The 24500-nt window shown below is 67.9% G+C and carries 20 protein-coding genes; 9 read left to right on the top strand and 11 right to left on the bottom strand.

The genetic code is table 11. The features are described from left to right. Positions 1-234: 234 nt before the first annotated feature. Positions 235-969, bottom strand: coding sequence for a class I SAM-dependent methyltransferase (locus ABGB18_RS37755; protein WP_347700464.1), 735 nt, complete (start codon positions 967-969; stop codon positions 235-237). A 745-nt stretch (positions 970-1714) separates the two neighbouring features. After that, complete coding sequence (locus tag ABGB18_RS37750; protein ID WP_347700463.1) at positions 1715-2503, bottom strand: PhzF family phenazine biosynthesis protein; 789 nt, start codon at positions 2501-2503, stop codon at positions 1715-1717. Between the two features lie 168 nt (positions 2504-2671). On the opposite strand from ABGB18_RS37750, the gene ABGB18_RS37745 reads away from it, so the two are divergent. Continuing rightward, positions 2672-3055, top strand: a complete 384-nt coding sequence (locus ABGB18_RS37745) for a cell division protein SepF (protein ID WP_347700462.1) — start codon at positions 2672-2674, stop codon at positions 3053-3055. 169 nt (positions 3056-3224) lie between these two features. On the opposite strand, the gene ABGB18_RS37740 is transcribed toward ABGB18_RS37745, so the two are convergent. Next, a complete protein-coding gene (locus tag ABGB18_RS37740) occupies positions 3225-3458 on the bottom strand; it encodes a hypothetical protein (RefSeq protein ID WP_347700461.1) in 234 nt (77 codons plus the stop codon). Positions 3459-3969: 511 nt separating this feature from the next. Here ABGB18_RS37740 and ABGB18_RS37735 point away from each other — a divergent pair. Next, positions 3970-4242 (top strand): hypothetical protein, encoded by a 273-nt coding sequence (locus tag ABGB18_RS37735; protein ID WP_347700460.1) that lies wholly within the window; start codon positions 3970-3972, stop codon positions 4240-4242. 147 nt (positions 4243-4389) lie between these two features. Here the strand turns inward: ABGB18_RS37735 and ABGB18_RS37730 are convergent, their stop codons facing one another. The 5 genes from ABGB18_RS37730 to ABGB18_RS37710 all read right to left on the bottom strand — a co-directional run bounded on the left by ABGB18_RS37730 (position 4390) and on the right by ABGB18_RS37710 (position 11982). Beyond that, a complete protein-coding gene (locus ABGB18_RS37730) occupies positions 4390-5691 on the bottom strand; it encodes a hypothetical protein (protein WP_347700459.1) in 1302 nt (433 codons plus the stop codon). A 150-nt stretch (positions 5692-5841) separates the two neighbouring features. Continuing rightward, on the bottom strand, positions 5842-7569 hold the full coding sequence (argS, locus tag ABGB18_RS37725; protein WP_347700458.1) for an arginine--tRNA ligase: 1728 nt from the start codon (positions 7567-7569) through the stop codon (positions 5842-5844). Then, entirely contained in the window at positions 7566-9950 is a 2385-nt protein-coding gene (locus ABGB18_RS37720; protein WP_347700457.1) for an HAD-IC family P-type ATPase, read from the bottom strand. The genes argS and ABGB18_RS37720 overlap by 4 nt, the downstream gene beginning before the upstream one ends. 137 nt (positions 9951-10087) lie before the next feature. Continuing rightward, positions 10088-11107 (bottom strand): phosphate acyltransferase PlsX, encoded by a 1020-nt coding sequence (gene plsX, locus ABGB18_RS37715; RefSeq protein WP_347700456.1) that lies wholly within the window; start codon positions 11105-11107, stop codon positions 10088-10090. A gap of 317 nt (positions 11108-11424) precedes the next feature. Continuing rightward, positions 11425-11982: a DUF1707 domain-containing protein gene (locus ABGB18_RS37710; RefSeq protein ID WP_347700455.1), complete on the bottom strand. Its 558-nt coding sequence runs from the start codon at positions 11980-11982 to the stop codon at positions 11425-11427. 177 nt (positions 11983-12159) lie between these two features. Between ABGB18_RS37710 and ABGB18_RS37705 the strand changes: the two genes are divergently transcribed. Further along, the gene (locus ABGB18_RS37705) at positions 12160-13476 is read left to right on the top strand and encodes a lysine 2,3-aminomutase (RefSeq protein WP_347700454.1); all 1317 of its coding nucleotides are present in this window, start codon (positions 12160-12162) and stop codon (positions 13474-13476) included. 400 nt (positions 13477-13876) lie between these two features. After that, positions 13877-14821: a hypothetical protein gene (locus tag ABGB18_RS37700; RefSeq protein WP_347700453.1), complete on the top strand. Its 945-nt coding sequence runs from the start codon at positions 13877-13879 to the stop codon at positions 14819-14821. Positions 14822-15680: 859 nt separating this feature from the next. On the opposite strand, the gene ABGB18_RS37695 is transcribed toward ABGB18_RS37700, so the two are convergent. The 3 genes from ABGB18_RS37695 to ABGB18_RS37685 form a co-directional block, all read right to left on the bottom strand. After that, on the bottom strand, positions 15681-15836 hold the full coding sequence (locus ABGB18_RS37695; RefSeq protein ID WP_165977444.1) for a hypothetical protein: 156 nt from the start codon (positions 15834-15836) through the stop codon (positions 15681-15683). Between the two features lie 468 nt (positions 15837-16304). Next, positions 16305-17234: an ABC transporter ATP-binding protein gene (locus ABGB18_RS37690; RefSeq protein ID WP_347700452.1), complete on the bottom strand. Its 930-nt coding sequence runs from the start codon at positions 17232-17234 to the stop codon at positions 16305-16307. Then, complete coding sequence (locus ABGB18_RS37685) at positions 17227-18165, bottom strand: ABC transporter permease (protein WP_347700451.1); 939 nt, start codon at positions 18163-18165, stop codon at positions 17227-17229. Before ABGB18_RS37685 ends, ABGB18_RS37690 begins: the two co-directional genes overlap by 8 nt. Positions 18166-18772: 607 nt before the next feature. Here ABGB18_RS37685 and ABGB18_RS37680 point away from each other — a divergent pair. From ABGB18_RS37680 to ABGB18_RS37660, 5 genes are all read left to right on the top strand, one after another. Continuing rightward, positions 18773-20281 carry an ABC transporter substrate-binding protein gene (locus ABGB18_RS37680; protein ID WP_347700450.1) on the top strand — a complete coding sequence of 503 codons (1509 nt, stop codon included), beginning with the start codon at positions 18773-18775 and terminating at the stop codon, positions 20279-20281. 126 nt (positions 20282-20407) lie between these two features. Continuing rightward, a complete protein-coding gene (locus ABGB18_RS37675; protein ID WP_347700449.1) occupies positions 20408-21352 on the top strand; it encodes an ABC transporter permease in 945 nt (314 codons plus the stop codon). Next, positions 21345-22319, top strand: a complete 975-nt coding sequence (locus tag ABGB18_RS37670; RefSeq protein WP_347700448.1) for an ABC transporter permease — start codon at positions 21345-21347, stop codon at positions 22317-22319. Before ABGB18_RS37675 ends, ABGB18_RS37670 begins: the two co-directional genes overlap by 8 nt. A gap of 13 nt (positions 22320-22332) precedes the next feature. Beyond that, the gene (locus ABGB18_RS37665; RefSeq protein WP_347700447.1) at positions 22333-23370 is read left to right on the top strand and encodes an ABC transporter ATP-binding protein; all 1038 of its coding nucleotides are present in this window, start codon (positions 22333-22335) and stop codon (positions 23368-23370) included. Then, positions 23354-24370: a dipeptide ABC transporter ATP-binding protein gene (locus tag ABGB18_RS37660; RefSeq protein WP_347700446.1), complete on the top strand. Its 1017-nt coding sequence runs from the start codon at positions 23354-23356 to the stop codon at positions 24368-24370. The genes ABGB18_RS37665 and ABGB18_RS37660 overlap by 17 nt, the downstream gene beginning before the upstream one ends. Positions 24371-24500: the final 130 nt, after the last annotated feature.

The raw sequence follows: 24500 nt of genomic DNA, 5'->3' as shown, positions 1-24500 counted from the left end.
CGGAAGTTAAGCTTCTCAGCGCCGATGGTACTGCACTCGGGAGGGTGTGGGAGAGTAGGTCGCCGCCGGACAATCTTTGTGAGGGGGTTCGACACCTTGAGGGTGTCGGACCCCCTCTTTTTTGTTTGTCGGTGTGGGTGCAAGGGCTGGCGAGGAGACCTGACAGAACCGCAACAGCGCCGGCTGGTGCTGGTGTGCAGGTCAGGCAGCTCAGCATGAGCCTTGGCGATGGTTTTACAACGGCTTCCGCCAAACCGAGACGTGGTTTCTGCTGTCGCTGGTGAAAGGCTCGCGCTTCCAACCGCCCCATCGCTCGCGCAAGGTCATTCCGGCGATTCTTGCCATCAGGTCGAGCTCGGACGGCCACACGTAACGGTGCGGAGATGAACGAGTCTCGAGTCGGCTGTCCACTACCCAGAAATGGTGGGAGATGGCGATCTGGGACGCCACGTCGTACTCCTCGAAACCCAGATGCGCCGAGGTCACGGCGAATGGGTGGATGGTCTGGCCGGGTGGGAGGCGCCGAAGCTCGGGGACGTAGACCTCGATGAGGAAACAGCCACCGGGTTCCAGCTGCGCCGCGACGGTGCGGAAACACTCGACTTGTTCGTCCTGCGTAGTCAGGTTCGTGATGGTGTTGCGCAGCAGGTAGACGAGGGCGAAAGTGTGGCCCACCCGGGTGGTGGCGAAGTCACCGATGGTCACGCCGATGCCCTCCGCGCCCGGCTTGGTCTGTAGCTGCGCCACCATCGCCCGCGAGATTTCGATCCCGTGCACCTGGACACCACGCCGGCTGAGCGGCAACGCGATGCGCCCAGTTCCGACACCCAGTTCAAGCGCGGTGCCGCCTGGCCCGGCCAGGTGGGCGAGGAAGCTCACCGTGGGCTCGACGACCGCAGGATCGAACAACTCCGGCCACTTGTCCTCATACGTTTGTGCGATGTGTTCGTCAAAGTTGTTCTCCGGCACAGCCCCAACTGTGCCCAGGAACGCCGGGCGGTGACCACCGAATTGCTTTCGAGGACGGTCAGGTTGATCCGGGTGAGCGGTCGTGCTTACTTCCAGCCGATCTGCGGGGGGCCTGTCGCGGATTAGTCGTCGGCGGGCTGCTTCTGAGATCGCGACCCATCCGATCTTGGCAGCAACTGATCACGGGGGCCGCGGCCCGGCCGGAGGGCCATCGCGGACATGGGGCGTTCGTGGGGGCGGCCGGGCGGTACACGTGGTCGCGGGGCAGGCGACGAACGTGGGCGCGGGCTGGGCGGCGCAGGCTGGTCATGCGGGCCAGCGAGCGCTCCACCCCGGTGGCGGGTGGTCACGTGAACCCGATCTACGCTCGGGCGGGCCCTGCTCCGCTCCCCCCAAGCCCCCCATACGGCAGGGACACGCTCTACCCTGGCCCACAGCTCACTCAGGTCAGGAGCGAGCTGGATGTCCTGGCCACGTCTCTCCCCGAGATACGCGCTCGGTCCCCTGGCGATGTCTCGCCCCGTCCATGAGAAGCCCGGGGCCGACCCCGCTGCCGACGAGCGCTTGTCAGGCGGCTGGAGGCACGCTTGACCCCGTCTACCGGCCTCGACCACGCCACGGGCTGCGGGCCCGTTCCCGCCCCTGCCACGCCGTACGGCGCCCCGGTAGGGGTCGGTGGGCTGGCAGTGGCGTGGGAGAGGCAGTGGGTGGGGTGGCCTGCAGGGATGAGCAGGGGCGGATGGGGTCAGAGGTTTCTGGGGGTTGAGGGCTGGGGTTGCAGGGTGCCGGACATGATGGTTACGGCGTAGCCGGACAGGTGGACGCGGGTGCCGTCGAGTCGTACGTGGACGGTTCCGCCTCTGGTTGAGAGTTGTGCGCCGGTCAGGGTGGGGCGGCCCAGGCGGGCGGACCAGTACGGGGAGAGGGCGCAGTGGGCCGAGCCCGTCACCGGATCTTCCGGGACGCCCACCCGGGGAGCGAAGAAGCGGGAGACGAAGTCCGTGTCCGTGCCTCGTGCGGTGACGATGACCCCGCGTGCGTCCACGGCCGCGAGGGCGGCGATATCGGGGGTCAGCGACTCTACCGATTCCGCCGAGTCCAGCTCCACCAGCAGGTCGAGCTCGCTTTTTTCGACATGCACCGGAGTGATGCCGAGTGCTTTCTCCAGCCCCGGAGGAACGGGGGCGGGGACCGACTCCTTGGCCGGGAAATCCATTGTGATCATGCCGTCCGGCAGCTGATTCACGGTAAGGGTGCCGCCGGCCGTGGTGAATTCGAGCTGCCCTGTGACGGCGCGCTGCGAATACAGGACATGCGCCGTTGCCAACGTAGCATGGCCACACAGAGTGACCTCCACCGCCGGGGTGAACCAGCGGAGGCAATCTCCGAGCAGGAATGCCGTCTCGGAGAGGTTCATCTCGGCCGCTACGCTCTGCATCCACTGGTCAGTAACCGGAGAGTCCAGCAGGCAGACTCCCGCGGGATTACCCTTGAAAGCTGTGTCGGTGAAGGCGTCGACAGTGAACAGGCGCATGCGGCCGATGCTATACGGGGGGCGGATATCCAGATGCAAGCGGGTTGCAAGCCGTACAAAATGGAATTAGGCCTGGGCGTGTCGCGTGGCGAATGCGGAATCGTCGGTTACCGTCCAATGTGTAGGGACGTGCCGATTACGGTGAGTTCCTGAGGAAAGGACAAGCCGATGGGGGCAGTGCGCAAGGTGGTGAGCTACCTTGGCCTGGGCGGGATCGACCAATACGACGAGGCCTACGACGACGACGGGCACTACGAGGACGAATACGTACCTGCCACTGAGCGGGCCGCCAGGCGGTGGCGCGCCAACGTCGAATCGTCACGCATTGTGATGGTCCAGCCGCTCAAGTACAACGACGCGCCGTTGATCGGCCAGCACTTCCGTGACGGGCAGACGGTGATCATGGACGTTACGGGCATGCCGATGCCCGAGGCGACGCGGATGGTTGATTTCGCCGCCGGGCTGGCCTTCGGGTGCGAGGGGCGGATCGAGCGGATCGCCGATCGCGTCTTCCTGCTGGCGCCGGCCCACGTCGAGATCGAGACCACCTGAGTGATACGACGGGGCCGGTCCGAGGAGAGCGGCCGGCCCGGCGGGTCAGAGGGCGGCCAGGGCTGCTCGTGGTCGCCGTAATCGCCCGATCGACCTGGCGGTGACCAGCGGCCCGGCCCCAGGGCGGGAGTGGCTGGGGTGCCCAGGTTAGCGGGGGCATCTGGCGCCATCAGGTCGTGAGGGCGGTTGCGTTCGACGGGAGCGGCGTTCTGGCCTTCGCCGCGTTGGGATTTTTGCTCCTATGGCGTAGCCCCTTTTCCTGTTCGGCGGCCTCTGCCAACGCCTTCACACGCTCAAGGTCGAGGGCTGTTCCTGCTCCGTGGCGGTGGGCGCGGGTCGTGGTGGAGTCCGCGCCGACCAGGTCAAGGCCGGCCCGCTCGCGGGCGGTGGCCTCGGTGATCATGGCCTGTATCAACTGCTCGAAGATGCCCGCTGTCGCCCCCGACGGAAACCGATCATGGACGGTGGGCCACGGCCCGCTCGGCGGGCAGATCCCGCCACGGGCTGCCGGTCCGAAAGCACCACATCACGGGCGTTGAACTGCTGCCGCGGGTCCGGGATAGGGCCCCACTCACCCAGAGGCAGTTGAGGCTCGATCAAGGACCTTTCTCGTCAGTGATTTCTCCGCGTGCCGTGGCGACGGCTACCAGGGGACCGCGGATCAGAGCGCGGGCGATTTCTCTGGTCTCAACTCCGTACAGGCCCTACAGGCGCTCCAGGGCGTTGCGTCGGTCGGCGTTCTCGTCCACGTCCACGTCACTGTCCACGGACGGCCGATGCGCGCCTACACGTGGTGCGTGGACGGGGACGACCGCCCCGCGAACAGGCAACAAGCTGGCGTTTCATCGATGTTTCAGCACGCCATCATCCGGGGTGTCTAAGGTCGCAGCCGTCCACAAAAGATTGGGAGATGAATGTCCGTCATCAAACGTACGGTCGGCGCTGCCGCCGTTGTCTTGGCGATCACCTCCGGCGCGGCCGTCCTCGCCTCACCCGCCAACGCTGCGGTACGCCCGACATCTGGGGCGGCGCTGGCTGGGTACTGGGATCTCGTCCGGTTCTACCCTGGGACAACGGCGGGAGCGCAGGCGTGCCATGCCGCTGGCAAGAACTATGGCACGTATCGGTGCCAGATCTACACCCTCGGCGGCTCCCGGCAGTACGGGCTGGAGATCTGGCGCGAGTGATCACCTGACCGGCCCACTCAGGTCCATATCCGCCAGAGCAACGTGGCTGGATCGGTGGGCCAACAATCCGCCTTGTAGCGTCATCGGAGTTCACCGCTCAAGGGCAGGTAGCGGCGGGCGCGGGATTCGACCGTCCGGCGCGGGCGGTTAGGCGGCGCGTGGGCCGCGGCGGATCAGGCGGGTGAGCTCGGCTGAGTCGTCAGCGGCCTGTTTGGCACGGTCGTCCGCCTCCCGGGCGTACGCGTGCAGGGCCCACACCGCTCCCTCGGCGAGCTCCTTGAGCTCGCTGATCTGGGCGGCTACGAAGCGGGCGTCGGCATCGACGAGCTTGTGGCGTTGCCAGAGCTGCCAGCAGGACAGGCCGATCATGGCCACCCCGGCCGCCGCGAGCAGGCTGTCGACCGTCACCGCGCCGGCGAGACAGGCGACACCCGCCACGATCAGCACCATCGCGGCCCACGGGCGGCCGCGCGGCACGACCCCGTCGGCGACGATGGCGTCCTCGGCGGCGGTGAGCGAGGGCTGGTCGGGCCCCTCGGGCCGCAGGTGGATGCGGTGGCCGAGGAGCGGCACGGTCAGCGTCATGGGCGGCTCCAGCCGGCTGTCGGCCTCCAGCTCCTCGGCGACGCCGCGCAGGATCGGCGCGGCGACATGCAGGGCGATCGCCGCCAAGTGCGGGTCGGCTCCCGGGCGCAGGTCGTCGAGCAGGTGTGAGTTCAGCGAGGCCATCGGCCCGGCCGGACCGCCCAGGCCGATGAGGGATCGCAGCATGGCGAGCGGCTCGTCCTCGGCCCACGTCGTGGCCGGGGTGCCGGAGCTGTTGTCGAGCGGGACGGAGGAGTCGTGGTCGGCCTGCCGGGCCGAGGTGATCTCCGCGCACCGGGCGCGGAGCCGAGCCAGCCGGGCGGCGGCGATGGCCGGCTTGGCCAGCTCCGGAATCTCCGCCATTTCCGGAAAGTCGACCAGCGACGGTGGCACGACGACCGAGGGCTCACCGGGTACGAGTGCCTGGACCCACTGCTCGGGCTCGGTGTGCTCCTGCACGGCCAGCGCGTCGAGCTTGCGCAGCACGAAGATCTTGCCGGCGGGCCCGTACGCGCCCCGGGCGGCGGCCAGCCAGAGCGAGCGCTGCCCATGGGAGACCGGCTGATCGAGCGACAACTCGCCGAAGGCGGTGCCGAGCCAGGAGGCGTGGATGCGGCTGCCCTGCCCGGACACCGCGAGGGCCAGGCACAGGAAGAGCGCGGTCTGCTGCTGGTCGCGGCCGGCGGCCCTGCTGAGCGGCTCGAGTGGATCCTCACCGGCCAGGATGGCGACCAGTGCTTCGACGGCTGGAGGCAGCCAATAGCCGGATATGTCGCGAAAACCCGGTGCGGCGGGAGGGGCACTGCCGTTCGCGGCGAGGTGCGCGAGCAGCGCCTCGGCGTAGCGGTGCAACTCCGTCGCCACGGGGGGACTCGCAGTCAGGTCCGTGCTCAAGGCAGAGAACTCCCCCAATTCGGCCTCGGTTCATGACCGCGTAAAGCCTAGCCGTTGGGGCGCGCCTTCGAGGTGGAGGCGCGCCCACGACGGAACGGGGGACTTTGAGTCAACTGCCTGTTACATGCGTTCGGGAACAGGGACGCCCAGAAGGTCGAGCCCGGTCTCCAGCACCCGCAGGGTCAGCGCACAGAGCGCCAGCCGCGAGGCCCGCGTATCGGGGTCGACGCCTTCCTTGAGCACCGGGCATTGCTCGAAGAAGTCGGTGAAGGCGGTGGCCGTTGCGTAGATGAACGCGCACAGCCGGTGGGGCTCGCAGGTCAGCGCGGTTTGCTCCACCACGCCGCCGAAGCCGAGCAGCTGGAGGGCCAAGGCGCGCTCGGCCGCCTCGCCGAGCACGATCGGGCCGGTCGCCGTGGCCGGATCGACGTTGCCCCTGCGGAAGATCGAGCGGATCCGGGCCTGGGCGTACTGCAGGTAGGGGGCCGTGTTGCCGGTGAAGGCGAGCATGCGGTCGAAGTCGAACACGTACTCGCTGTCGTGGCTGACCGACAGGTCGGCGTATTTGACCGCGCCCATGCCGACGGCATGGGCGATCTCCTTCTGCGTCGCCTGGTCGTAGCCCCGGTCGGCGATCGCGGCCGCGGCCCGGTCGATGGCCTCATTCAGCAGGTCCATCAGCTTGACGGACTCGCCGGAGCGCGTCTTGAACCGGCGCCCGTCCTTGCCCAGCATCATGCCGATCTGGACGTGCTCGGCCGAGACCGTGTCGGGCAGCCAGCCCGCCATTCGCGCCGCCGCGTACACCATCCGGAAGTGCAGCGCCTGATCGGCGCCCACGACGTAGAGGATACGGTCGGCCTTCAGGTCGTGCACGCGGTAGCGGATGGCCGCCATGTCGGTGGTGGCGTAACCGTAACCGCCGTCGCTCTTCCTGATGATGAGCGGCAGCGGCTTGTCGTCGGAGCCCGTGAAGCCGGGCGGGAACACGCAGAGCGCGCCCTCGCTGATCAGCGCGGTGCCGGACGCCTCCAGGTCGTCGCAGGTCTTCTGGAGCATCGGGTTGTACATGCTCTCGCCGGCGATGTCGGCGTCGGTCAGCGTGACGCCGAGCAACTCGTAGACCTTGTTGAAGAAGCGCACGGTGGCTTCCATGAACACGTGCCAGAGCCGCAGCGTGTCGGGGTCGCCCGACTGCAGGGTGCTCACCCGCGTCCGCGCCCGCGTCTTGAACGTCTCGTCGCTGTCGAACTTGGCCCGCGCCGCCTGGTAGAACTCGGTGCCCTGGCCGGCTTCGAGCTGTGCGACCGCCGCCTCCTCGCCGATGTCGAGCAGGTGCTCGATGAGCATGCCGAACGGCGTGCCCCAGTCGCCCAGGTGGTTTTGCCTGATCACCTTGTTGCCGAGGTGCTCGTGCAGGCGGGCCAGCGAGTCGCCGACGATCGTGGTGCGCAGGTGGCCGACGTGCATCTCCTTGGCCGCGTTGGGCGCGGAGTAGTCGATCACCACGGTCTGCGGCGGCATGGCCGTGCCGACGCCGAGCCGCGCGTCGTCCAGCATCCGCCTGGCCTCGGACTCGATCCACGAGTTGCCGAGGGTGATGTTGAGGAAACCGGGGCCGCTGACCTCCACCTGGCCGGGGAAGTCCGACAGCTCCGCCTTGATGGCCTCGGCGACCTCCCGCGGGGCCCGTCGCAGACGCTTGGCCAGGCTCATCGCGACGTTCGCCTGGAAGTCGGCGAACTGGGAGGGCCGGATCAGCGGGTCGGCGTCGGCGTGCTCCGCGCCGAACGCGCGAGCCAGCGCCTGCTGGACGCGCTCGGTGAGCACTATCTGCGGGTCGGTCATGTTCTTAGGGTACCGGCGACCTTGACCGCGGCGCTGATGGCCGCGGCGGCCACGACCGAGATGCCGACGGCGGTCAGGTCGTTGCCGAGGTCCTCCGGTCGCAGCGCGAACAGGTCCCTGACGAAGGGCAGCGCGAGGCCGATCGCGAACAGCGCCGCCATCGACCCGACCAGGACGATCCGCCACCGGTTGAGCGGCCGGGCGATCAGCACGAGCACCCACCAGGTGGTGAGGAAGAGCGCGATCACGGCGGCCGTCTGGTCCTCGACGAGGGTGGAGGCGTCACTGTGCGCCGCCCAGAACGACAGCAGCACCGCCGCCGCGCACAACACTCCCGCGGGTACGGCGAAACGCAGCACCCGGCGGACGAACCCGGGCTCGGAGCGTTCGTACGTGGGCGCGAGCGCCAGGAAGAGGGCGGGGATGCCGATGGTCAGGGCGTTCGTCAGGGTGGAGTGGCGGGGCGCGAAGGGGAACATGACCCCGGCCAACCCCACGAGCAGCGACAGCGTGATCGCGTAGAAGGTCTTGGTGAGGAACAGGTTGGCGACCCGTTCGATGTTGGCCAGCACGCGGCGGCCCTCGCCCACGACGTGCGGCAGCGTGGCGAACTTGTTGTCCAGCAGGACCACCTGCGCCACCGCCTTGGTCGCCGGGCTGCCCGCGCCCATCGCGATGCCCAGGTCGGCGTCCTTCAGCGCGAGCACGTCGTTGACGCCGTCGCCGGTCATGGCCACGGTGTGGCCGCGGGCCCGCAGGGCCGCGACGAACTCCCGCTTCTGCCGCGGGCTCACCCGGCCGAACACGGTGTGGGCGTCCAGCAGCTCGCCCAGCTCGTCGCGGTCCTGGGGGAGGGTTCTGGCATCGACGGAGCGCTCGCCGCCGGGGACGCCCAGGCCGGTGGCGATGGCGGAGACGGCCGCCGGGTTGTCGCCCGAGATGATTTTGATGGTGACGCCCTGCTTGGCGAAATACCGCAGGGTCTCGCGCGCGTCCGGCCGGACGCTCTGCTTGAGCGTGACGAGCGCGACCGGCTCCAGGCCGTTCGGCACGGCGTACGCGCCGCTCGGCGCGGCGGCATGCGTGACCGGTTCCACTGGTACGGCGGGAGCCTCCGGATCCCCGGGCGTGGCGGCTCCCGGCGGGGCGAGCCTGTCCGTGCGGCAGAGGGCCAGCACGCGGGCGCCGGTCGCGGCCAGGTCGGCGGCCCTGTCGTAGCAGTGACCGCCGGCGAGCAGCACGTCGGGAGCGCCCAGCACCCAGGCACCGCGCTCCCCGAAGTCGGCTCCGCTCCACTTGCGCGCCGAGGAGAACGGCACCGTCTCCGTGGCCGTCCAACCGGTCCCGGGCTCCGGATAGCGGGTCCGGATGGCCTGGGCGGTGGCGTTCGGGCGGTGGTCGAGGTGGGCCAGCGCGGCCAGGGCGGCGTCGACGGGCTGGTCGTCGCATACCGGGAGCACCTGGTCGAGGTCCATGCCGCCGGAGGTGAGCGTGCCCGTCTTGTCCAGGCAGAGCATGTCCACCCTGGCCAGGCCCTCGACGGCAGGTAATTCCTGGACCAGGCACTTGCGCCGGCCCAGGCGGATGACGCCGACGGCGAAAGCGATCGAGGTCATCAGCACCAGGCCCTCGGGGATCATGGTGACGATGCCCGCGACCGCGCCGGTGATCGCGGTGCGGAAGTCGGCCGAGTTGGCGAGCTGGCTGAGGATCAGCAGGGCGCCGATGGGGACGACCAGCCAGGTGAGGTATTTGATGAAGTTCGCCACGCCCTCGCGCAGCTCGGAATGGGCGAGGTGGAACTTGCTGGCCTCTTCGGCGAGGCGGACGGCGTACGCGTCGGTGCCGACCTTCGTGGCCACGAACGCGCCGGCGCCCGCCACCGCGAAGCTGCCCGACAGCACCCCGTCGCCCGGCTGCTTGGGCACGGGGTCGGCCTCGCCGGTCAGCAGGGACTCGTCCACCTCCAGCCCGTCGGACTCGACCACCTCGCCGTCCACCAGAAGCCGGTCGCCGGGGCCGAGCAGGATGAGGTCGCCGAGCACTAACTGGCGGGGCTCGACCAGCCGTTCCGCGCCGTCGCGCCGGACTCGTACGGGGGTCTCGTTGATCACCGCGAGCTTGTCGAGCATGCGCTTCGCGCGCAGCTCCTGAACGATGCCGACCAACGCGTTGGCGACGATGACCAGCCCGAACATGCTGTCCTGCCACTCGCCGAAGATCAGGATCAGCGCCCAGAGAACGCCGATGACGAGGTTGAACAGCGTGAAGACGTTGGCCCGGAGGATCGCGCTCAGCGACCTGCTCGATCGGCGCGGCACGTCGTTCGTCCGGGCCCCCGCGACCTGCGCCGAGGTGAGCCCCCGGGCCGCTGGGGTCAACCTCTCGGCAGGTTCTGGTTGCGGGGCGGGCCCCTGCACCGAGGTCAGCCCTCGTGCTGAAGCGCGCCCATGTTTCGCTGCGGTGATCTCGTCCACATAAGCCCCCGTTTCTGTGGATCGGATCAAACCCTAGACGTTCACCACAGCCGATGGGACCGACTTGTGGCGGAGATGCGGTCGCCTACCGCCGTGACGATCCCGCCCGCCGACAGGTCGGCCGCGAGTTGGCAGGCGGCGCTGATCGCCGGTGCCTTGGACGAGCCGTGGGCGATCACGACGGTGCCGTTGAGGCCGAGCAGCACCGCCCCGCCGTGCGCCTCCGCGTCCAGGCGGCGGCGCAGCTCGCGGATGCGGGAACGTTGCAGGACGGCCCCCAGCCGGGCCAGCCTGCTGTCGCCGATGGCCTCCCTGAACTCGGCGAAGGCGTACTGTACGGCGCCTTCCATGGTCTTCAGCGCCACGTTGCCGGTGAACCCGTCGGTGGTGATCACGTCCACCTTGCCGGTCAGCAGGTCGTGGCCCTCGACGTTGCCGGTGAACTGCAGGCCGGGGGAGCTCTGCAGCAACTCGTGGGCGCGCTTGACGAGTTTGTTGCCCTTCTCCGCCTCGCTGCCGATCGTGAGCAGGCCGACGCGGGGGGACTGGACGCCGTGGGCCAGCTCGGCGTATGTGGCGCCCAGGTGGGCGAACTGCACCAGCATCTCCGGTTTGACCTCGGCGTTGGCGCCGGCGTCGAGGAGCAGGGTCGGCCTGGGGAGCGTGGGCAGGGCCACGGCTATGGCCGGCCTGAGCACGCCCTGCTGGGCCTTGAGCCGGAGCCGCCCGGTGGCCACGATCCCCGCCGTGGAGCCCGCCGACACCACGGCGCTCGCGTCGCCCCGGCGTACGAGGTGGCAGGCCACGGCGATGCTGGAGCGGGGACGGCGCAGGCTCGCCAGCGCGCCCTCGTCCATCGCCAGGGCCTCCTCGGCCCGGACGATCGGGACCTCCTTGGTGGCGTCGTGGTCGGCCAGCGTCTCGTAGAGCACGCGCGGGGACCCGACGAGCACAACACGCAGGCCGCGCTCCCGGACCGCGTGCACCGCCCCGGCCACTATCTCGTGCGGTGCGTGGTCACCGCCCATGGCGTCGAGCGCGATGGGTTTGGTTTCGGACAATCATCACCTCGTACGGCATCGAGCCCGCCGTCACGGCTTGGCCGGAACGCGGGCTCGGATGTCCGCATCGCAGGCATGGCAGGTGCCAGATTAAACCGGCGGGTAGGCCCCTTTGGTTCCCGCTCCAACGCGTTCCAGTCCTGCGCGGCCTGCCACCGTGCCCTGGCCCGGCTCCCCGCCGCGCCGCCACGCGTAGTCATCCGGGGGCGGAATTCAGCGGGCGGGCCCTGTGCCGTCGGGCGTGCCGGAGGGTTGCGGACGGCGCGGGGAGCCGGCTGGTGTGCCCCGTGGAGGTGTGAGGTGAGGGTGGGGTCCGGTCAGTGGAGGTTCCAGTCGGACACTCCGCGGGACACGATCACCTTGGAGAACTTCGACTGCCCCCGCACCCGGATCAGCGGCCCGTCCCCGCCGGAGCCGCCCGTGACGTTGCGCTTGCCGAACATGGAGCCGCCCTCGTCGATCACATGGGCGTTCTCCGGCACGCGAACGATCATCTTGCTGAACCACGCGTTCGTCTCAAGGATGATCTCGCGGCCCGGCAGCACCGCGTCCGACAGGTCGATGATGAGAGCGCCGAACCGGGCGGACAGCCGGACGTTGCGGGAGGCCACCCAGCGGCCGTTACGCACGATCTTGCTGAACTTCGAGTCGATGACCTGCTGCTCGATGATGGCGGGCACGTTGGATGCGGACACCTCGGGCAGGTCCCGGGTGAGGGGGACGAGCTCGCCGACGGTCGTCGCCGTGTAGGCGACGTCGAGGCGATCGGCGTGCTCGGCGCTGGTGAGTCTTCCTGTGGCGAGCGCCTCGCCCAGCACCGCGGCCACGTGGTCGCGGTCGGCGTCGGAGGCGCGCAGGTCCGGTTGGTCGGTCACATACCTCAGTGTAGGTCTTATCGCGATATGTCGCGAATATCGCGAACCTCAAGGAAAACTTGGAGCCCAGTGGAACCGGTGACGCCACGGTACGCGTCCGGGTATTAAGGACCGTAGACGCGCGACAGGGTCGTGAGGTTTACACCTGATCGAACAAAAAAGATGGGAAAGGGCCTAGTGATCTTGAACCAGGCAGGCACCCGACGTTTCAAGGCGTACACGTCCAAGCACCTTGACGAGTTGCTGCGGCGGGCAGGGCTGGACGACGAGGCGCGGCTGAAGGTCCGCGCCGTCGCCACGGTGCTCCCCTTTCGGACGAACGCCTACGTCGTGGATGAACTCATAGATTGGTCGGCCGCGCCCGACGACCCCATCTACCGGCTCGTGTTCCCGCAGGAGGACATGCTGCCCGTCGCCGACGTGGCCCGGCTGGCCGACCTGCTGAAGGCTGAGGCGCCCAACGCGGAGATCCAGGCCGAGGCCAACCGGGTACGGGCACAGCTCAACCCACATCCGGCAGGCCAGAAGGAGCTCAACGTCCCGAAGATGGACGACGAGCCGGTCCCTGGCATGCAGCACAAATATCCCGAGACGGTGCTGTTCTTCCCCAAGCAGGGGCAGACCTGTCACGCGTACTGCACCTACTGCTTCCGCTGGGCGCAGTTCGTCGGCGACGCGGACCTCAAGTTCGCCTCCGACGACATCGGCCAGATGGTGTCCTACATCCGGCAGCATCCGGAGGTCACCAGCGTCCTGATCACCGGTGGCGACGCGATGATCATGGGTGAGCCCGTGATCAGACGATATATCGAGCCCCTGCTCGGGCTGGAGCAACTGGAGTCCATCAGGATCGGCACCAAAGCGCTGGCCTACTGGCCGCAGCGCTTCACCACCGATCCCGACGCCGACTCCACGCTCGGGCTGTTCGAGGAGGTGGTCGCCGCGGGCAAGAATCTCTCGTTCATGGCCCACTTCACGCATCCGCGCGAGCTGGAGTCGCCGCTCGTCGAGTCGGCGGTCAAGCGCATCATCGGAAGCGGGGCCACGATCAGGACCCAGGCGCCGCTCATCAGGTCCATCAACGACGACCCCGCCGTGTGGTCGGGCATGTGGCGGCGGCAGCTCCGGATGGGGATGATCCCTTATTACATGTTCGTCGAGCGTGACACCGGGCCGCAGGACTACTTCGCGGTGCCGCTGGCGCGGGCGTACGAGGTCTTCAGGGATGCCTACTCGACCGTCTCCGGCTTGTGCCGCACGGTGCGTGGGCCGTCGATGTCGGCCACTCCCGGCAAGGTGTGCGTGGACGGCGTCGTGGAGATCGCGGGGGAGCAGGTGTTCATGCTCCACTTCATCCAGGCGCGCGACCCGTCGCTGGTGGGCAGGCCGTTCTTCGCTCGCTACGACCCGACGGCGGTCTGGCTGACGGATCTGCGGCCGGCCCTCGCCGACCGTTTTCCGTTCGAACCGGCGGAAGCCCTGCTGCCGGCCTGATCCGGCCGTGCGCGTCCGCCGCGACCGGAGAAAATGCACGTCCCTGGCCCGTGACAATTGTTTTCGCGACCCTTTGTCACGGGCCGTCGGGGTGTCCGCAACCATCGGGAAGAATCCGAACGGGTACCCGCGACATCGGAATCCAGGCCCTCCTGTTTCCTATTTTGTCTCCCCGCTCAACGCTCCCCCCTTACTCGGTAACCGGGCTGCAAACCCCTGTTGCATGGGCATTCATGCGCCTGCGGCCGATCACAGCCGGTGGTAGAACTACTGGCGTAGCTCAGCCGTGACGGCACGCTTCGTGTGGTGCCCATAGCGCGACCGGCACGGCATTCGGGGGTTATCGATTCGCATTTCCACCGCATTCGAGAGCGATCGATCACGAGCCGGGAAGGCAATCATGAATCGAGTAGTCAAGGCGGCGGTAGCCGTCACAGCATTCGGCTTGGCGGCGGCTTTGGCCGTGCCCGCCCAAGCAGAAGTTCACCACAACACCGCCGGGCACGCCTCCCAGGAGGGCCTGGGCGGAGGCACCATCATGGGCGGCAGCCCCGTCGGCGGCCTGCTGAGCGGCCTCGTCGGCAGCGGCCTGCTCTCCGGTCTGCTGGGCGGCATGCAGACGAAGCCCGTCGGGCTGTCCCGGGTCGAGCGCGACCTCGCGAATGAGCGGAACCAGCGGGAGCCCGGCGTCACCACGGCCAACTCGGCGGAGGACATCACCCGTACCGGGGGCCCGCTGCCCGAGCTGATGCCGATCATGAGCGGGATCCCGCTCGGCGGCGGCGGCATCACCGAGTCGCTGCCCGTGGTGGGAGGTGCGGCCCGCATGGCGCAGCCGCCGGTCAAGGCCGGCAAGCAGGGCCGGGGCCGGGCCACGGCCAAGGACGCCACGGGCTCGATGCTCGGGCTGCTGGACTCGTCCGCCGTCAGCGGCATGGGCAATGTGGCCGGCAGCGGCCTGATGCTGACCTCCAGCACTGGCATCACCGAAGCCGGCAGCGCCACGGCCAAGACCCTGGGCTTCGAGGGCCTGTCCGCCGACACCGTCGTGGCCGGCGTCACGTACGCGGCCAAGCGCGCGCTGCCGCAGAGCGCGACCGGCGAGCTGTCTCGGGTGGTCGGCCGCGTGGCGCCGGCCGAGATGGCGCCGGTCATCAAGGCGCTGCCTGGCACCACCCAGGCCGCCTCTGGGGACGAGCTCACCCCGCTCGTCGAGAAGGGGTCGAGCTTCGTCTCAACCAACGGGGCCAAGGCCGCCGGCGCGTACAGCGACGTCGTGGCCGCCCTCGGCTGGAGCGCCAACTCGCTGACGAGTTCGGCGCGGAGCTCCTGGGCTCGCGGCTAGCCGCGATGCGGGCGCCGGCGAGCGGCTTCGCTCAGCGCCGGCACGACGGTTCGCGGGCGTCCTAGGTGCCGATGCCCGGGGGTCGGCCGTGGCGGCGACGTGGCGGGACGGCGCGCCACAGCCTTTCGATCGGGACATCAACCGTCGCTTGACGGCGGGTCGCCTCCCGATCGGGTCACCATCCCTTCCTTGACGGCGGTTGCCGCCGGACGGGGAAACCGTCGAACTGACGCGCCAGACCGGCGCGGGCGTCCCTAGGTGCCGGACGCCCGGGGTGCTGGCGCGCAAAGGATCAACAGGCACTCCGCGTGGCGGAGTGGTCTCATCCCGGGCGGGGGCGGACACGCCTCGCCCGGATCTCTCGAAGTCGCGCCAGCAGGGCCGCGACCCCCCGCCGGCCCAGGTCGGCGGGGGCCTTTCTGTTTCGTCTCGTACCGCTCTGTTTTCATCCTGTACGGCGGCGCCAAGTGGGCCGGAGCCACCCGCCGTACATGGCTGGTGGCCTCCAGGAAGACGCTCGCTGACCGCCACGGGGCCGGGCACCGTAACGCCGCGCATCCTGGGCCCCCCAAGGCCGACATGTCATCCACAGTTCCCCAGGTGGTGACGTCTTGCATAGCGGTGTGGTTGCTCACCCGCTCAGCCCTGTCCGCCCAGTTGGGCAGCGCACTACAAGATCGTTGATCCGCCACTCGGTGGGACACCACCGCAGGTGCGGGGCTGGTGAGGGGTTGGCCGCATCGGGTGACTCGCCGTTTGGGGGGTTGGCCACGGGGTGTCCTTGTTGGTGCGGCACGCTTCTCGGGTGGCTCAGGGCTGGGGGCCCTTGGCGGGATGTCTGGGGGACGTTGTGGGTCCGTCAGGGGAGGCGGACGCCGGTGCGGCGGGCTATCTGGGCCTGCAGCCGGGCCATCTGCCAGTGCAGCTCCAGAAGTTGCTCGGCCAGTTGCATTCGCGGGATCTCCGACACGTCCTCGGTGGCCAGGTGGTCAATCGCGGCCGAAAGCTCTCCCATCGCGCGCCCCCACTCCATCACCGTTCCTCGGATCGAATTGACGTTCGAATCCTATCGGAACGGGAGGCTCGCTGTCAGTCATTTGCCTCTGGAGTCGCTCTGGTTCCGCACACAAGATCGAAAGGTTGGAGGAGTGTCGAAGGCAGATCGAGACCACGGAGTGGGTCAACGTGGGCTCGCGTTACGGCGGGCCACCACGGAAGGGTCAGCGGCCGTTTCCTGGAGGGTCGGCGACCCTCTACGGCGGGTGGCCGACCACGGCAACGCGTAACAGATAGAAAGAGTGTGGGGTCAGCGGCCGTTTCCTGGAGGGTCGGCGACCCTCTACGGCGGGTGGCCGACCACGGCAACGCGTAACAGATAGAAAGAGTGTGGGGTCAGCGGCCGTTTCCTGGAGGGCCGGCGACCCCCTGCGGCGGGTGGCCGACCACGGCAACGCGTAACAAGTCAGATAGAAGGGTTGGCGGCTTAGCCTTTGTTGTAGGCGGCGAGGACTTCCTTCGGGTCGCCGTCCATTTTGAGTTTGCCCTTGTGCAGCCAGATGACCCGGTTGCAAGTCTCTTCGATGACCTTAAGGTCGTGGGCCACGAGGAAGACCGTGCCGGCCGACTCACGGATCTGGCGGATGCGCTCCTGGCTCTTCTTGCGAAACTCCCGGTCGCCGGTCGCCAGCGCCTCGTCGATGAGCAGGACGTCGTGGGTCTTGGCGGAGGAGATGGCGAAGCGCAGGCGGGCGCCCATGCCGGAGGAGTAGGTGGACATCGGCAACTGGACGAACTCGTCGATGCCGGAGAAGTCGACGATCTCCTGATACTTCTCGCGGACCTCGGCCGGTGTCATGCCCATGGCGTAACAGCCGAGCACGATGTTGCGCTCGCCGGTCAGCTCACGCATGAGCGCCGCGTTGACGCCGAGCAGCGAGGGCTGGCCGTCGGTGTAGACGGCGCCCTCGTGCGGCGGCAGCAGGCCGGCGATGGCCCGCAGCAGCGTGGACTTGCCGGAGCCGTTGCGGCCCACGATGCCGATGGCGTCGCCGTGGTAGGCCACGAAGGTCACGCCCTTGACGGCGTGGACCTCTTTCATCTGCGGGCGGCCCTGGCGCTTGAGAAGGCGCGTGAGGGCGTTGACCGCGTTGCCCTTTTCCGCGTCGCTGGCCGCGCCGAAGACGCGGTAGACGATGTGGAGGTCGTCGACGATCACGGTCGGCGTGCCCGTGGGGGCGTCGAGCGGGCGCTTGCCCTGGGGCTCTGGTCGAGGATGCACCCGCTTGTCCGTGGCGGGAGCTTCCTGCCCCTTGCCGGGAACACCCTTGCCGTTGCCGGGAGCATCCACATCCTTGCCGGAGACGGCGGGCTTCTCGCCCTTCACCTGTGATAGCTCCTTGGTCAGTTCAGCCACGCCCGTACCTCTCCTCGGACCGCCAGAAGTACCAGAAGCCGAAGCCGAGTGCGAACACCGCCCAGAATACGCAAGACATCCACACCATTGGTGGGGGGTGGTGGCCGAACTGCTTGTTGTGGGTGCTGATCAGGATCTCACGCATCCACTCGATGTAGGAGGCCGCCGGGTTGAGATACATCACGTTGGCCACCCACTGCGGCAGCGCGGCGGAGTCGACCACCTTGTCCTGGATGGAGAAGAAGACCCCGGAGGCGTAGAGCCAGGTGCGCGTGATGAACGGCAGCAACTGGTTGAGGTCGCGCATCGTGGCCCCGAGCCGGGCGACCACGAGTCCTGCGCCGATGTTGAACATCGTCTGCAGCAGCAGCACGACGGGGATCATGAACCAGAACCAGTTGGGCCATTCTCCGGTGTTGGCGACCACGAGGACGAAGAGCACGCCCATGGAGATGGCGAGCTGCTGGAGCTCCTGGATGGTGTAGGCCAGCGGCAGGGACGCCCTGGGGAAGTGCAACGCCCTGATGAGCGACAGGTTGCTCGAGATCGACTTGGCACCGGCGGTGACCGTGCGCTGCGTGTAGGTGAAGATGAACATGCCGGTCAGCAGGAACGCCGGGTAGTGCGGGATGTTCTTGTGGCCGCCCAGAATGAGGCCGAACATCAGGTAGTAGATCGCGGCGTTGAGCAGGGGGGTGAGCACCTGCCACAGCTGGCCGAGCGCCGATCGGTTGTATTTCGAGACGTTGCGCGAGGTCGCGTACGTCATGATGAAGTGTCGCCGCGCCCAGAGTTGGCGCAGGTAGACAGGGAACCTCGGCCGCGCGATGGCACGGCGAAGCCCATATCTCTTGGCGAGCTTGGCCAGCGGCTCCTGCCCGCTTCGGCCGCCCGCCTGGGCGTCCGCGACAGCGGATTCCGGCTGGCTCATGGCAAGGACTCTATTGGATCCCGGTAGGTGGGGTGCCTGTCGCACGCGGTTGGCGACAGTCTGTTGGACGGAGTCTCGCGACGCGGGGTTCCAAGACGTCGTCAAGACCTGCTCAACCGTAGCCCAGCGGGCCGGAGTGTGCGGGCAAGGGCGCGAGCACAGTCGTGTAGAGGGTAATTTTCATCCACTGTTCACGTCCAGACCCTACCTGTAGTGGGGGATTTGCGATGTTTGATGCGCTTCGGGCTGAATGTCTGTGACGTGGAATAGGCGCACGTGTGACCGAACTGCAACGCGCCAGAGACTCGCTGGTGGCAAGTAGTAAGGGATAGTCGCGATCGACTGGCAGGGCGTCGGCTGGTTTGACCATGTCAGGCCAAAACCGGGGGGTAACCAGGACCCCCCCCGTCAGGCTGCTCTTGATCAGCGCAGCTCAGCGCCTACGCCCACCTGTAGAGGGAGGAATTCTTTCACCATGCGTGTTACTAAGGGCGCACAGATCGTCGCCGGTACCGCGCTGCTCGCCCTCGCGGTTGCCGCGTGTGGCGGCGGTGCCTCGGAATCTGGTGGTACTGCCGCGGGCGGCGGAGACACGACGCCGGTCCGCATGGAAGTCGGGGAGCCTCAGGAACTCCTCAACCCGCTGAACACGACCGAGACCGAGGGCTCCGAGGTCCTCGCGGCGATCTTCGAGCCGCTGGTGGAGTACGACGAGAACAAGCAGCCGGTCGAGGGTGCCGCCGAGTCGATCACCACCACGGACAGCAAGGTCTGGACGATCAAGCTCAAGTCAGGCTACACCTGGCACGACGGCACCGCCGTGACCGCCGCGGACTACGCCCGCGCGTGGAACTACGGGGCCAACCAGGACAACGCCATGGGCGCGTCCTACTTCTTCGGTCGCGTCGATGGCTACGCCGACGTGCACCCTGGTGAGGGCAAGAAGCCGACGGCCAAGGAGATGAAGGGTCTCAAGGTCGTTGACGACCTGACCCTGGAGGTCACGCTCTCCGCGCCGTTCTCGCAGTTCAAGACCATGCTCGGGTACACCGCCTTCTACCCGCTGCCGGCCTCGGCCATCGGCCCCGACGGTCAGGTGACCCAGGCCTACGGCGAGCAGCCGATCGGCCAGGGCCTGTTCAAGCTGGACAAGCCCTACAAGAAGGGCACCGACACCACTCTTGACCTGACGGTCTACGACAAGTTCCTCGGCGCCAAGCCGAAGGGCTGGACCAAGCTGCAGTTCAAGGTCTACACGAGCTCCGAGACGGCGTTCAACGACCTGCAGGCAGAGAACCTCGACATCCACGACTCTCTCCCGCCCTCCACGATCGCCACCGCCAAGTCGACGTTCAGCGACCGCTACCACGACGAGCCCGACGCCGCCGTGGGCTACATCGGCGTTCCGCTGAAGTACAACCCCGAGTTCGACAACCCGCAGGTCCGTAAGGCCATCTCGCTGGCCATCGACCGGAAGACCATCACCGACACGGTCTTCTCCGGCACCCGTGCCCCCGCCGACGACTTCATCAACCCCGCCATCCCCGGCTACCGCCAGGGCGCCTGCGACGCCTGCACGTACAACCCGGCGGAGGCCAAGAAGCTGTACACCGAGGCCAACGGCCCCAAGTCCATCGAGCTCGGTTACAACGCGGACGGCGGCCACAAGGAGTGGATCGAGGCGGTCGCCAACAACCTCCGCTCCAACCTGGGCATCGAGGTCAAGCCCGCGCCGTTCGAGAAGTTCCAGGGCATCCTGGACGCCCTGGACGCCAAGGAGTACAAGGGTCTGTTCCGGATGGGCTGGTCGATCGACTACCCGTCGGCGGAGAACTACCTGACGCCGATCTTCGGCACCGGCTCCATCGGCACCGGCTCCAACTACGGCGGTTACTCCAACAAGGAGTTCGACGACCTGGTCTCCAAGGGTGACCAGGCTCTCGACGCCGCCGAGGGGCTGAAGTACTACCAGCAGGCGGACGACATCCTGATCAAGGACCTCCCCTACATTCCGGTGTACTTCTACCGGAGTAACTTCGCCAACTCCACCAAGGTGAAGAACGTCACGCTCAACCTTCTCAACCAGGTCAACTGGGCCCAGGTCGAGAAGGCCTGACGCCACTTCGCCAGGTGGACGGCGCTTGCCGTCCACCCGTCGAAGGGCTGAGCTGGGGGCAGCCACTTGGGCCGGAAACCACGGACCCCAGGGGCTGCCTCCAGGTGTGTGTATGGGAGGGCTTGAATGGGCCGTTATGTCATAAGGCGTCTGATCCAGGCGATACCCGTCCTGCTAGGCGCCACGCTACTTATTTTCCTGATCGTCTTCGCATTGCCCGGCGACCCCATCGCGGCGATGTTCGGAGACAAACGTCCTGACGCCGCGGTGGCGGCGGTGCTGCGCGAGCAGTATCACCTCAACGATCCGCTGCTGGTCCAGTACTGGTACTACATCAGTGGCGTGCTTTTCCGCGGCGACTTCGGGGTGAACTTCGCCGACATCCCGGTCTCCGAGATCATGGCGGGCAAGTTCCAGGTCACCCTGAACCTCGCTCTGACCGCCCTGACGATGGAGGCCGTCATCGGCGTCGGCCTGGGCCTGTGGGCGGCGCTGCGCCGCGGCAAGGCCACCGACACCGTGATCCTCGCCTCGACGCTGCTGCTGATCTCGGTGCCCACGCTGGTCACCGGCTTCGTGCTGCAGTTGTTGCTGGGCGTGAAACTCAAGCAGTGGACCGGGCTGGACATATTCCCCGTCGCGGGTACGTTCGCGGGCCTGCGCAGCTATCTGCTGCCGGGCTTCGTGCTCGCGGGCACGTCCATCGCCTACCTGACGAGGCTGACCAGGACCAGCCTCGCGGAGACCCTGCGGGCCGACTACATCCGCACGGCCACGGCCAAGGGCCTGTCCCGGCGCCGCGTCATCGGCAGGCACGGGTTGCGCAACGCGTTGATCCCGCTGGTCACCTTTCTGGGCGCCGACCTCGGCAACCTGATGGGCGGCGCGGTGATCACCGAACGGATCTTCAACCTCCAGGGAATTGGCAATCAGCTCTTCACGTCGGTTTACTTGCGGGAACAGCCGGTTGTCGTCGGTATCGTCACCGCCCTGGTGCTGATCTACATCGTCGCCAACCTGATCGTCGACTTGTTGTACGCCGTGCTCGACCCGAGGATCCGCTATGAGTAACCCCACCCCGCCGGTCGGGCCAGGGCTCCCGGAGGCGCCGGCACTGGCCACGGACACGGTCACCGCCCCGGCACCGGCGCGGCACGGCAGGAAGGCCAAGACCGGCAAGCCCGCGAGCCTGTGGAGCGACGCCTGGTACGACCTGAGGCGCCGCCCGATGTTCATCCTGTCGATGATCATCATCCTGGTGCTCCTGGTCATGTCGTTCTGGCCGTCGTTGTTCACCGCGATCGACCCGTTCAACGCCAGGACCTGCGACCTGGCGACGGCACGGCAGGCGCCCAGTCCCGGGCACCTGTTCGGCAAGGACAACCTGGGCTGTGACGTCTACGCCAAGACGATCTACGGCGCCCGCAACTCGATCGTGATCGGCGTGTTCACCACGATGATCACCACCCTCATCGGCGGCCTGCTCGGCATCATCGCCGGCTACATGAGCGGTGCGGTGGACGCGGTGTCCTCGCGGGTCACCGAGATCTTCTTCGCCATCCCCCCGATCCTCGGCGCCCTGCTGATCGCGGCCACGTTCCGCGGCCGGGCCAACAGCATCCTGCTGGTCATCATCGCGCTGGCGGTGCTCGGCTGGCCGATGACGTTCCGCATCATGCGGGCCGCCGTGATCACGGCGAAGAGCCAGGACTTCGTGGTCGCGGCCAAGGCTCTGGGCGCGGGCGCGGGCCGGATCATGTTCCGGCACCTGCTGCCCAACTCGCTGGCCCCGGTCATCGTCGTGGCCACGATCAACCTGGGTGTCTTCATCGCGGCCGAGGCGGCGCTGTCGTTCCTGGGAGTCGGCGTGCAGTCGCCGGACATCTCCTGGGGTCTGATGATCTCGGACGCGCGCGACCGGTTCCTGGAGGCGCCGCTGCCGCTGGTGTTCCCGGCGGTGTTCCTGAGCGTCACCGTGCTCGCGTTCATCATGATGGGCGACGCCGTGCGCGACGCGCTCGACCCGAAGCTCAGGTAGAAGGGGGGATCAAGTGAAGTCGACGTCAACAGGAGTGTTGCCCGCCGAGGGAGGGCTGGGCGACCACCCGCTGCTCGCGGTGGAAGACCTGCACGTGGAGTTCCGCACCCGTGCGGGCGTCGTACGCGCGGTGAACGGCGTGACCTACTCGGTCGGCCCCGGCGAGACGCTCGCGGTGCTGGGCGAGTCGGGTTCGGGCAAGTCCGTGACCGCTCAGGCGATCATGGGCATCCTGGACATGCCACCCGCGGTCATCCCCAAGGGGGAGATCCGCTTCAAGGGCACCGACCTGCTCAAGCTCTCGGAAGAGGCCCGCACGCAGGTGCGCGGCCAGCGGATCGCGATGATCTTCCAGGACGCGCTCTCGGCGCTCAACCCGGTGTTCACCGTGGGCTGGCAGATCAGCGAGATGTTCCGGGTGCACCGCGGCATGTCCAAGGGCGAGGCCATGAAGAAGGCCGTCGAGCTCATGGACCGGGTGCGCATCCCGGCCGCCAAGCAGCGCGTCCACGACTATCCGCACCAGTTCTCCGGCGGCATGCGGCAGCGCATCATGATCGCGATGTCGATCGCGCTGGACCCCGAGGTGCTGATCGCGGACGAGCCGACCACGGCGCTCGACGTGACCGTGCAGGCGCAGATCATGGAACTGCTGGCCGAGCTGCAGCGCGAGAGCCAGATGGGCCTGATCCTGATCACGCACGACCTCGGCGTCGTGGCGGACGTGGCCGACAAGATCGCCGTCATGTACGCGGGGCGCATCGTGGAGACCGCCCCCGTACACGACATCTACCGCCGGCCCGCGCATCCGTACACGAAGGGGTTGCTGGAGTCGATCCCCCGGGTCGACCTCAAGGGCCAGGACCTGTACGCCATCAGCGGCCTGCCGCCCAACCTGCTCGAACTGCCGACGGGTTGTTCGTTCCATCCCCGGTGCCCCTACCGGCAGGAAAACTGCATGACCGACGTCCCCCCGCTGCACACGATCAGTGGCACACGCGGCAGCGCCTGCCATTACTGGAGGGAGGTCCTCGATGGCGAGCGGCAGTGAGCGCATCCTTGAGGTTCGCGACCTGGTCAAGCACTTCCCGCTGACCCAGGGCATCGTCTTCAAGAAGCAGATCGGCGCGATCAAGGCCGTGGACGGCGTGTCGTTCGACCTGAACAAGGGCGAGACGCTGGGCGTCGTGGGCGAGTCGGGCTGCGGCAAGTCCACCCTCGCCAAGGTGCTGATGGCGCTGGAGCGGCCCACCTCGGGCTCGGTGACGATCAGCGGCCGGGACATCACCAAGGTCAGGGGCGGCGAGCTCAAGCGGATGCGCCGCAACATCCAGATGGTGATGCAGGATCCGTACACCTCGCTGAACCCGCGGATGACCGTCGGGGACATCATCGGGGAGCCGTACGAGATCCACACCGAGGCGGCGCCCAAGGGCGACCGGCGCAAGAAGGTGCAGGAACTGCTGGAGGTCGTCGGGCTCAACCCCGACCACATCAACCGCTACCCGCACCAGTTCTCCGGCGGCCAGCGGCAGCGCATCGGCATCGCCCGGGGGCTGGCGCTCCAGCCCGAGATCATCGTCTGTGACGAGCCGGTCTCCGCGCTCGACGTGTCGATCCAGGCGCAGGTGATCAACCTGCTGGACCGGCTGCAGAAAGAGTTCAACCTGGCCTACATCTTCATCGCCCACGACCTGTCGGTGGTGCGCCACATCTCCGACCGGGTTGCCGTGATGTACCTGGGCAAGTTCGTGGAGCTGGGCAAGGACGCGGAGATCTACGACCGGCCGGCGCATCCGTACACGCAGGCGCTGCTGTCGGCCGTTCCGGTGCCGGATCCGGAGGGCCGGGAGCATCGCGAGCGGATCATCCTGCAAGGTGACCCGCCGTCGCCGGCCAACCCGCCGTCGGGGTGCCGGTTCCGTACACGGTGCTGGAAGGCGCAGGAGATCTGCGCGGAGGAGGAGCCGTTGCTGCAGATCAGGACGGGGGTCGGGCACGAGAGTGCCTGTCACTTCGCCGAGACGCACGACGTGGTCCACGCCGGCTGACCCGCCTTTCGCACGGGCCCTCCGGGGTTTCCCCCGGGGGGCCTGGCATGTCACACGGCGGCCTCCAGCTCCATGCCCCGCCGGCTCGTCCGCCTGCAGGGCAGTGAGCACAACCTCCAGGGTGATAAGC

The organism is Nonomuraea sp. B12E4 (assembly GCF_039871825.1).
Lineage (GTDB): Bacteria > Actinomycetota > Actinomycetes > Streptosporangiales > Streptosporangiaceae > Nonomuraea.
Note: the sequence above shows the minus strand (reverse complement) of the source record. Positions and strands in the feature narration are given on the sequence as shown.